Consider the following 9,692-nt stretch of genomic DNA (forward strand, 5'->3'; position numbering starts at 1 on the left):
GGCGTCGCACACGATCCGCGCGCCGGCCTCGCGCGCGGCCAGTTCCAGCTCGGCCGTGACCGCGCCCATGCCGCCGACGGGCACCCTCCACTCACCGGTCCCGTTGCCGATCACGTGGTAGAGGAAGCACTTGTTGGCCGCCAGCGAATGCAGCGACGCGTGCGTGCCGATCAACGCGTCGGTGGCGACGACACCGCGCACGAGGTTGTTGTCGAACAGTTCCTGCAGCGTCGCGCCGATCGGGCGGTCGAAGACCTGCTCCCACACCCGGCCGCGCGCCACCGCGTCGACGTGCACGCGCAGGTGGTCGCGGGAGACCAGCGGTTCCAGCAGGGTCGGCGCGAGCGCCTGCGCCATCAGCTCCAGGTCGGCGTACCAGCGCTGCCAGCGCTCCCAGTCGTCGAGCGACCCGCACACCGCCCGGAACGACTCGGCGGTCGCCTCGCCGGGCGTGCGTTCGACGAGCAGGCCGGTCCCGCCGTTCGGCGTGTAGGAGGACGCGGCGCGGGACCGCAGCACCAGGTTCAGGCCGAGGTCCGCCACGATCCGGTCGGGCAGCAGCGACACCAGGTAGGAGAACCGCGACAGCCGGGCGTCGACGCCCTTCCAGGGCGACGCGCTCACCGCGGCGCCGCCGACGTGCGGCAGCTTCTCCAGCACCCGGACCGACTTGCCCGCACGGGCGAGGTACGCGGCCGCCACGAGCCCGTTGTGGCCGCCTCCCACGATCACGACGTCGTCCATGCCCCGAGATCCCTCCCACGTAGCCTGGTCGGTGGGGAACATAGCGGTCCGAAGGAGATGTGCACATGGGCCGAGTGACGGTGCGCCGAGCGGTCGAACGGGTGTCGTCGAACGGTCGGCGGCGCAGAGTCGACGCGCTCGCCGCCGAGGAACCGCTGGAGCTGAGGGTCAACGGCAAGGCGTTGGCCGTCACGATGCGCACGCCGGGCCACGACGTGGAGCTGGCGCACGGCTTCCTGCTCAGCGAGGGCGTCATCGGCTCGGCGGAGGACATCGCGGTCGCCCGCTACTGCGACGGCGTGGGTCCCGACGGCATGAACACCTACAACGTCCTGGACGTCGCGCTGGCCGACGGGGTGCCGCCGCCGGAAACGGGCGTGGAGCGCAACTTCTACACCACGTCGTCGTGCGGGGTGTGCGGCAAGGGCGCGCTGGACGCCGTGAAGCTCAAGACGCGCCACTCCCCCGCCCTCGACCCGTTGCGGGTCACGCCGGAGGCGCTCACGACGTTCCCGGACGCGTTGCGCGAGAAGCAGAAGGTCTTCGAGAGCACCGGCGGCCTGCACGCGGCCGGGCTGTTCGTGGACGGCGAGCTGCTGGTCGTGCGCGAGGACGTGGGCCGGCACAACGCCGTCGACAAGGTGCTGGGCTGGGCCGTGCAGCAGAACCTCGTGCCGGTGCGCGGCGCGGTGCTGATGGTGTCCGGACGGGCGTCGTTCGAGCTGGTGCAGAAGGCCGCGATGGCCGGGATCCCGCTGCTGGCCGCGGTGTCGGCGCCGTCGTCACTCGCCGTCGAGCTGGCCGAGGAGCAGGGCATGACGCTCGTCGGGTTCCTGCGCGGTGACTCGATGAACGTCTACACCGGTGGGGAGCGGGTGCTTGAGACCGCTTGACGGCGTCGTGGTGGTGAGCCTGGAGCAGGCCGTCGCCGTGCCGTACGCGACGCGGCTGCTGGCCGACCTGGGCGCCCGCGTCATCAAGGTCGAACGGCCCGGCACCGGCGACTTCGCCCGCCACTACGACTCGGCGTGCGGCGAGGTGTCGTCGTACTTCGCGTGGACCAACGCCGGCAAGGAGTCGGTGACGCTCGACGTCCACCACCCCGACGGCCGCGAGGTGCTGACCCGGCTCGTCGCCCGCGCCGACGTGCTGCTGTGCAACCTGTCGCCGCGCGTGTGGCGACGGCTGGCGCTGGACCTGCCGGACACGCTCGTCGTCGGCGAGATGTCCGGCTACGGCTGGGACGGCCCCTACGCGGACCGCAAGGCGTTCGACGCGCTGGTGCAGTCCGAGGCGGGGCTGGTGTCGCTGACCGGTGAGGGCGACGTGGTGGCCCGTGCCGGCATCTCCGTCGCCGACATCGCGGCCGGCGTGCAGCTCCAGTCGGCGGTGCTGGCGGCGTTGCTGCGGCGGGCGCGGACCGGTGAGGGCGCACGGCTGCGGCTGTCGCTGTTCGAGGCGATGGCCGAGTGGATGCACCAGCCGCTGCTCTACGCCGCGGGAACGGGTGCCGCGGCGCCGCGGTCGGGCGCACACCACCCGAGCATCGCGCCGTACGGCCCGGTGGCGTGCGCGGACGGCGCCGTGCACCTCGCCGTGCAGAACGACGGCCAGTGGCAGCGGCTCTGCGAGCTGGCCGGGCTGGCGCAGGAGGAGAGGTTCGCCACAGTGGCGTCGCGGGTGGAGCACCGCGGGGAGCTGCAGAACCTGCTCGAACAGGCTTTTTCGGACCTCACGGCGGCCGAGCTGCTGACCGCTCTGGACACCGCCGACGTGCCGGCGGCACTGACCCGCCCGGTCACCGACCTGCCCACCCACCCGCAGCTCGACACGTGGGTTGACGTGCGGGTTCCCGGCGGTGCGGTCGGCATGCTGCCGCCCCCGGTGCGGGGCTTCGAGTGGTCACCTGGTGCGGTTCCAGGCCTCGGCGCGCACAATGACGCCGTGCTGACCTGGCTGGGTTATTCGAGTGAGGAACGAACCTCCCTGCGCGTGCGTTCCGTCCTCTGAGTGGGAAACGGGGAACGACGTTCGCGCGATGAGGTGAACATGGGGGAACCGAGGTACAGCCGCCGCACCCTCCTCGCGGCCATCGGCGTGGTCGTCGCGTCAGCGATCGGCGTCGCGACGTACGTGTCGTCGTCGTCCTCCGAAGCCTCGCAGCAGATCGCCACGGCGGAGAGCGTGAACAACAAGCCGGCCGCGAAGCCGACGGTCCGCTTCGAGCGCGTGTACTCGGCCGCCCGCCACCGCGAGGTCACCCTCGCCTTCTACCTCCCGACCGGCGTGAGCACCCGCGGCCTGCCGATGTCGATCCTGCTGCACGGCCTGCACGGCGACGCCCGGCACGCCGCCATCGGCAACCTCCCCGACGTCCTGACCGCCGCCGTCGCCAAGGGCTCCGTCCCGGCGTTCGGCTTCGTCGCGGTCGACGGCGGCGACAACTACTGGCACGAGAACGTCCCCGGCGACGACCCGATGGCCATGCTGCTCGACGAGGTCCCGCGCTGGCTCAAGGACCGCGGCTACGGCGAGCCGTTCGCGGTGACGGGCGTGTCGATGGGCGGCTTCGGCTCCCTGCTCTACGCGCGCCGCCGCGCCGAACGCGGCGACCCGGTCGCGGCCGCCGCGGTCATCTCCCCCGGCCTCATCACGACGTGGCAGGAGATGGCCAAGCGCCGCGCGTTCAAGAACGAGGGCGAGTGGACCTCGCTCGACCCGCTGCGTCACCTGAAGGCGACGGGCACGACCGCGCTGGGCGTGTGGATCGGCGACCGCGACAAGTTCATCGAGGGCACGCGCCGGTTCATGCGCGAGGTGCGGCCCGAGGTCAGCACGGTGAAGGGCGGCGGGCACGACGACGGGCTCTACCGCAAGGTGACGCCCGACGTCGTCCGGTTCCTCGCGAAGTACGCGAAGCGCGCCGTCTAGATCCGGCAGCACGACCGGTCGCGCCCGGGACGGGCGTCGCGGGCGGCGGGCGCAGACTCACGCCGACGTGGCCTGCTCGTCGGCGAGCGCGAGTCCGTCGTGACCGCCGCACCGTCGTGCCTCCGCTCTGCCCCGGAACGCGCGAAGGGCGCCCGGCCGGAGCCGGGCGCCCTTCGGGTGGAACTCGTCGAACCTAGGCCGACTTCTCGCGGCGTTCGCGGCGCGAGGGCTGCCGGGCCACGATGGTCGGGTTCACGTTCTCCTTGACCGTCTGCTCGGTGATGACGACCTTGGCGACGTCCGTGCGGCTCGGGATGTCGTACATCACCGGGAGCAGGACCTCTTCCATGATCGCGCGCAGGCCTCGGGCACCGGTGCCGCGCAGGATCGCCTGGTCGGCGACCGCTTCCAGCGCGGTCTTGGTGAACTCGAGCTCGACGCCGTCCATCTCGAACAGCTTCTGGTACTGCTTCACCAGGGCGTTCTTCGGCTCGGTGAGGATCATGACCAGCGACGGCTTGTCGAGGTTCGTGACGGAGGCGACCATCGGCAGACGCCCGATGAACTCGGGGATCAGACCGAACTTGATCAGGTCCTCCGGCATGGAGTCGGCGAAGTAGTCCGCCGAGTCCGTCTCGGCCTTGGACCGCACCTCGGCACCGAAGCCGAGACCGCGCTTGCCGACCCGGTCCTGGATGATCTTCTCCAGGCCCGCGAAGGCACCGGCCACGATGAACAGCACGTTCGTCGTGTCGATCTGGATGAACTCCTGGTGCGGGTGCTTGCGGCCGCCCTGCGGGGGCACCGACGCCGTCGTGCCCTCCAGGATCTTGAGCAGCGCCTGCTGCACGCCCTCGCCGGACACGTCGCGCGTGATCGACGGGTTCTCGCTCTTGCGAGCGATCTTGTCGACCTCGTCGATGTAGATGATGCCCGTCTCGGCGCGCTTCACGTCGTAGTCGGCCGCCTGGATGAGCTTGAGGAGGATGTTCTCCACGTCCTCACCGACGTAGCCGGCCTCCGTCAGCGCGGTCGCGTCGGCGATGGCGAACGGAACGTTCAGCATCTTCGCGAGCGTCTGCGCGAGGTAGGTCTTGCCACAGCCCGTGGGGCCCAGCATCAGGATGTTCGACTTCGCGAGCTCGACGCCGTCGTCACGACCCTCGCGCCCGCGGTCGCCCGCCTGGATGCGCTTGTAGTGGTTGTAGACAGCGACCGAGAGGGTCCGCTTCGCCTCGGACTGGCCGATGACGTACTGGTCGAGGAACTCGTGGATCTCGGCGGGCTTCGGCAGCTCGTCGAGCTTGACGTCGCCGGCCTCCGCCAGCTCCTCCTCGATGATCTCGTTGCAGAGATCGATGCACTCATCGCAGATGTAGACGCCGGGGCCGGCGATGAGTTTCTTCACCTGCTTCTGACTCTTTCCGCAGAAAGAGCACTTCAGCAAGTCGCCGCCGTCACCGATACGCGCCATGACCGCTGACCTATGTCCCCTCCGGCGCACACCTGCTGTAGTGCGCCTGCTGACTTGCTGTGGCAGTCCCACTGGCTGTGGGTGCTGAGCCCGTTGCACTGACGGTACCTGGCCCACCCCGTTTCAGGGGAGGACCCGCGCCGCTCCGACGCGTCGATCAGGCCAGACACGCGGTCTTCCCGGGCGTGTCGGGTGCCCGGTCCCCGAGGACTGGGGGAATTCCCAGTCCTCGGGAACCGCGCTCCGTCAGGACTTGGCCGAAAGCTTGCGGTAGGGCAGCACCGAATCGACGATGCCGTACTCCTTGGCCTCGTCGGCCGTGAGGATGCGGTCGCGCTCGATGCTCTCGCGAACCTCCTCCGCCGTCCGGTTGGTGTGCCGCGCGAGGGTGGATTCCATCAGGCGGCGCACGCGCTGGATCTCGTTCGACTGGATCTCCAGGTCGGACACCTGACCGTACGCGCCCTCCATGGAGGGCTGGTGGATCAGGATTCGCGCGTTGGGCAGCGCGTGGCGCTTGCCGGGCGTGCCGGCGGCCAGCAGCACCGCGGCGGCCGAGGCGGCCTGACCGAGGCAGTACGTCTGGATGTCCGGGCGCACGAACTGCATCGTGTCGTAGATGGCCATCAGCGAGGTGAACGAGCCACCCGGCGAGTTGATGTACATCAGGATGTCGCGGTCGGGGTCCTCGGACTCGAGGACCAGCAGCTGCGCCATCACGTCGTTGGCCGAAGCGTCGTCAACCTGCACGCCGAGGAAGATGATGCGCTCCTCGAACAGCTTGTTGTACGGGTTCGACTCCTTCATGCCGTAGCTGGTGCGCTCGACGAACGAGGGCAGCACGTAGCGCGACTGAGGCATGTGGAACTGGCTCACTTCGAGATCTCCTCAGCTTCCTAGTTGCCCGAGCTGACCGGCTGGGACCGGGTGACGACCCTGTCGACGAAGCCGTACTCCAGCGCCTCCTGGGCCGTGAACCAGCGGTCGCGGTCGGAGTCGCGGGTGATGGTCTCGACCGACTGGCCGGTGTGCTCGGCGATGAGCTGGGCCATCTCGAGCTTCGTGCGCGTGAGCATGTCCGCCTGAATGGCGATGTCCGCGGCCGTGCCACCGACACCGGCGGACGGCTGGTGCATGAGGATGCGCGCGTGCGGGAGCGCCTGGCGCTTGCCGGGGGCGCCCGCCGAGAGCAGGAACTGGCCCATCGAGGCCGCGAGGCCCATCGCGACGGTGGCCACGTCCGGCTCGATCAGCTGCATCGTGTCGTAGATGGCCATGCCCGCCGTGACGGAACCACCCGGCGAGTTGATGTAGAGGGTGATGTCCTTCTCGGGGTCCTCAGCGGCGAGGAGCAGCAGCTGAGCGGTGATCTGGTTGGCGATGCCCTCTTCGACCTGCGATCCCAGGACGATGATCCGCTCGCGGAGCAGCCGCTCGTACACCGAGTCGTTGAGGTTCATCCCGGCGGTGGCCGACCGCATCTCGGGGGTCGGGAAGGAGTGCTGCGTCACGTCTGCCTGCCTAACTCCAGGTGGAACGAATCTGGATGCCAAAACTCTCTGCGATCGACCTTAACGAAGACGGGCGGCGTCAGATGCCCGACACCGCCCGCGTTCGCTCAGGGCTGTATTTCCGGCGCTCGCCGCCCGCGCGGCGAGTGTCGGGAACTACTCCTGGCCGTCCTCATCGGACTTGGTCTCGCCGAAGAGCTCGTCGAGGTCCAGCTTCTGCCCGGCCGTGTCGGTGACCTCGGCCTGGCGCACGACGCTCGCGAGCGCCTTGCCGCGGCGGACGTCGGCGAAGATCGCGCCGAGCTGGCCCGACTGCTGCGCGCGCTTGACGTACTCGTCGGGCGAGATGCCGAAGCGCTGGGCCTGGTAGATGATCCGCTCGGTCAGCTCGCCGTCGGACACCGTGACCTGCTCGGCGTCGGCGATCGAGTCGAGCACGAGCTGCGTCTTGACCGCCTGCTCGGCGGCGGTGCGGAGCTCGGCGTCGAACTCCTCCTCCGACTGGCCCTGCTCGGCCAGCCACGCGGCGAACTTCTCGTCGTCGTGGTCGAAGGCGTGCACGGCGTCGTGCTTGCGGGCGTCGATCTCGCCCTGGACGATGCCCTCGGGCAGCGGGACCTCGGTGGTCTCCAGCAGCGCCTCGAGGACCTTGTCGCGGGCCTGGACGCCCTGCTGCATCTTCTTGACGCGGCCGAGGCGGGTCTGCAGGTCGGCCTTGAGCTCGTCGAGCGTGTCGAACTCGCTGGCGAGCTGCGCGAACTCGTCGTCGAGCTCCGGCAGCTGGCGCTCCTTGACGGAGTTCAGCACGACGGACACCTCGGCCTCGCGGCCCGAGTGCTCACCGGCGACGAGCGTGGTGGCGAAGGTCTTGGTCTCGCCCTCGGAGGCGCCGACGAGCGCGTCGTCGATGCCCTCGACGAGCTGGCCGGAGCCGATCTCGTAGGACAGGCCAGCGGTGCGGGCCTCCTCGACCTCTTCGCCGTCGACGGTGGCCGACAGGTCGACGCTCACGAAGTCGCCGGTCTCGGCGGGACGCGAGACACCGGTCAGCGTGCCGAAGCGGGCGCGGAGCTCGTCGAGCTGCGTGGTCACGTCCTCGTCGGTGACCTCCTGCTCGTCGACCGTCACGGCCAGCTCGCCGAAGGCGGGCACGGTGATCTCGGGACGGACGTCGACCTCGGCGGTGAACTCGAGCGTCTGGCCGTCCTCGATCTTGGTGACCTCGAAGTCCGGACGGCCGAGCGTGCGCACCTCACCCGCGTTGACCGCCTCCAGGTACTTGGCCGGGATGGCCTCCTGGATGACCTCGTCCAGCACCGGAGCGCGGCCGATGCGGTTCTCCAGAACCTTGGCGGGGGCCTTGCCCGGACGGAAGCCGGGGATGCGGACCTGCTTCGCGAGCTTCCGGTACGCCTGGTCGAAGTTCGACTTGAGCTCGTCGAACGGCACCTCGACGTTGATCCGGACCCTCGTCGGGCTCAGGTGCTCGACGGTGCTCTTCAACGTGGACTCCTCGATACGAACAAGAACGTGCAAGACAGCCGGTACCGCCACACGGGACGCCCGGATTCCCAGCGAGTCTAGGCGAGACCCGCGCTGTGACCGCCGCCACCCCGGTTCCGCCGCACCCGGACCCCCGCCGCGCACCCCGGACCCGATCTCCCGGAACCACAGCCCGCCGACCGCCGTCCCACCCCGAGAGCACCCACTTCTTGTTCGTCCCGCGAACGACTTCACCGAGACAACACGCCCCACTACCGCCCGTAAAATCGGCAGCTTCAATTTCACTCTTTCGGCCGAAACCCTTCTTCGACACAGATCGAGATGACTCCGTTAGCAGTAATCAGGGCCTCGCGACCGACAGGTAGCGTTACGGCTCCTGCACCACCCGTAACGGGATCACGGGAACGAACGAGAAAAAGTCGTCGCACCGTTTTACTCCGAGGATCCGCCTGATGGAGACACGCCAGCTTCTCGCGTTCACTACCGTGGTTCAGACAGGGAGCTTCACCAAGGCCGCAGCCACGCTCAACTGCTCGCAGCCGACCATCACCACCCGCATCAAGGCCCTGGAGGAGGGCCTCGGGGTCGTCCTTTTCCGCCGCCTCCCCCGAGGTATCCAGATGACGTCCGCGGGGGTGGAACTCCTCCCCTTCGCACGAAACATCATCAACCTCACCGAAAAGGCCCGAAAAGCCATCACGATGAACGGCGAGCCGCACGGCAAACTCGTCATCGGTTCCGCACAGAGTTTGACCGACTACCGTCTGCTACCGCTCATCGAATACATGTGCTGGCGCTACCCGTCGGTCCAACTCTCACTGCACTCGCGCAACGCCCTGAACAACCTCGCCTCGGTGCGCGACGGCCAGCTGGACTGCGCCTTCTTCATAGGGGCCATAGAGCCCCGCGAGGGCCTGGAAACCACGGTCCTCTGCCCAGAACCCCTGGTCATGGTCGCCGGCCCGAACCACGTCCTCACCCAGCGCCAGTCCCTCACCGAGGACGACATCACCAGCAGCACCCTCATCCGCGCCGAGAACGGCGCCTCCTACCACGAGCTCTTCGAACACACGATCGGCTTCGACGACACCCGAGCCCCCGTCCTGGAACTGGACTCGGTGGACGCCGCCAAACGAGCAGTGGCGTCCGGCCTGGGCATAGCACTGATGCCCGAGGTCACCGTGTCCTCCGAACTCTCGGACGGCAGGTTGGTCCGCTTGCCCTGGTCCCCGACGTTCCGCGTGTACACGCAGTTCGGCTGGCGCCAGGACAACTCGACGAACCCGGCGGTGACGGCCCTGGTGTCGGCAGCAGCCCAAGTGGTGAGCGACCAGGTCGCCTCCCTGACCTGACACCACGCGCCCACACCTCTCGCGATGCCGAAGGCAAGCGGCGAGCCGAAGGCGAGCCGAACGCGAAGGCGAAGCCGAGCCGCCTTGTCTTGAAACGAAGGTTCCGGTGGGGTCCCGTCACGAGTCGTGCCTGATGCTCTTGCCGCGCCCGAGGGGTCAGGTCAAGTCGACACGCTT

At 69.0% G+C, this 9,692-nt stretch carries 9 protein-coding genes; 4 read left to right on the plus strand and 5 right to left on the minus strand.

What is annotated here, in order from left to right:
- The coding region (locus VF330_RS31585; protein ID WP_330855356.1) for a phytoene desaturase family protein at positions 1–744 on the minus strand (744 nt) is incomplete at its 3' end.
- 65 nt (positions 745–809) lie between these two features.
- Here VF330_RS31585 and fdhD point away from each other — a divergent pair.
- Genes fdhD through VF330_RS31600 form a run of 3 tightly spaced genes read left to right on the plus strand, consistent with a single transcriptional unit; the run spans position 810 to position 3,675 of the window.
- Positions 810–1,637 carry a formate dehydrogenase accessory sulfurtransferase FdhD gene (fdhD, locus tag VF330_RS31590; protein ID WP_330855357.1) on the plus strand — a complete coding sequence of 276 codons (828 nt, stop codon included), beginning with the start codon at positions 810–812 and terminating at the stop codon, positions 1,635–1,637.
- Positions 1,624–2,754 carry a CaiB/BaiF CoA-transferase family protein gene (locus tag VF330_RS31595; RefSeq protein ID WP_330855358.1) on the plus strand — a complete coding sequence of 377 codons (1,131 nt, stop codon included), beginning with the start codon at positions 1,624–1,626 and terminating at the stop codon, positions 2,752–2,754. Before fdhD ends, VF330_RS31595 begins: the two co-directional genes overlap by 14 nt.
- Positions 2,755–2,793: 39 nt before the next feature.
- Positions 2,794–3,675 (plus strand): alpha/beta hydrolase, encoded by an 882-nt coding sequence (locus VF330_RS31600; RefSeq protein ID WP_330855359.1) that lies wholly within the window; start codon positions 2,794–2,796, stop codon positions 3,673–3,675.
- 193 nt (positions 3,676–3,868) lie between these two features.
- Here the strand turns inward: VF330_RS31600 and clpX are convergent, their stop codons facing one another.
- The 4 genes from clpX to tig form a co-directional block, all read right to left on the minus strand.
- Positions 3,869–5,149: an ATP-dependent Clp protease ATP-binding subunit ClpX gene (clpX, locus tag VF330_RS31605; protein WP_330855360.1), complete on the minus strand. Its 1,281-nt coding sequence runs from the start codon at positions 5,147–5,149 to the stop codon at positions 3,869–3,871.
- A 246-nt stretch (positions 5,150–5,395) separates the two neighbouring features.
- Positions 5,396–6,010: an ATP-dependent Clp protease proteolytic subunit gene (locus tag VF330_RS31610; RefSeq protein WP_154697940.1), complete on the minus strand. Its 615-nt coding sequence runs from the start codon at positions 6,008–6,010 to the stop codon at positions 5,396–5,398.
- Positions 6,011–6,045: 35 nt separating this feature from the next.
- A complete protein-coding gene (locus VF330_RS31615) occupies positions 6,046–6,630 on the minus strand; it encodes an ATP-dependent Clp protease proteolytic subunit (protein WP_330855363.1) in 585 nt (194 codons plus the stop codon).
- A gap of 186 nt (positions 6,631–6,816) precedes the next feature.
- The gene (gene tig / locus VF330_RS31620) at positions 6,817–8,163 is read right to left on the minus strand and encodes a trigger factor (protein ID WP_330855361.1); all 1,347 of its coding nucleotides are present in this window, start codon (positions 8,161–8,163) and stop codon (positions 6,817–6,819) included.
- Between the two features lie 452 nt (positions 8,164–8,615).
- Between tig and VF330_RS31625 the strand changes: the two genes are divergently transcribed.
- On the plus strand, positions 8,616–9,515 hold the full coding sequence (locus VF330_RS31625; RefSeq protein ID WP_330855362.1) for a LysR family transcriptional regulator: 900 nt from the start codon (positions 8,616–8,618) through the stop codon (positions 9,513–9,515).
- The last annotated feature ends 177 nt before the right edge of the window (positions 9,516–9,692 follow it).

The organism is Lentzea sp. (assembly GCF_036380075.1).
Classification (GTDB): domain Bacteria; phylum Actinomycetota; class Actinomycetes; order Mycobacteriales; family Pseudonocardiaceae; genus Lentzea.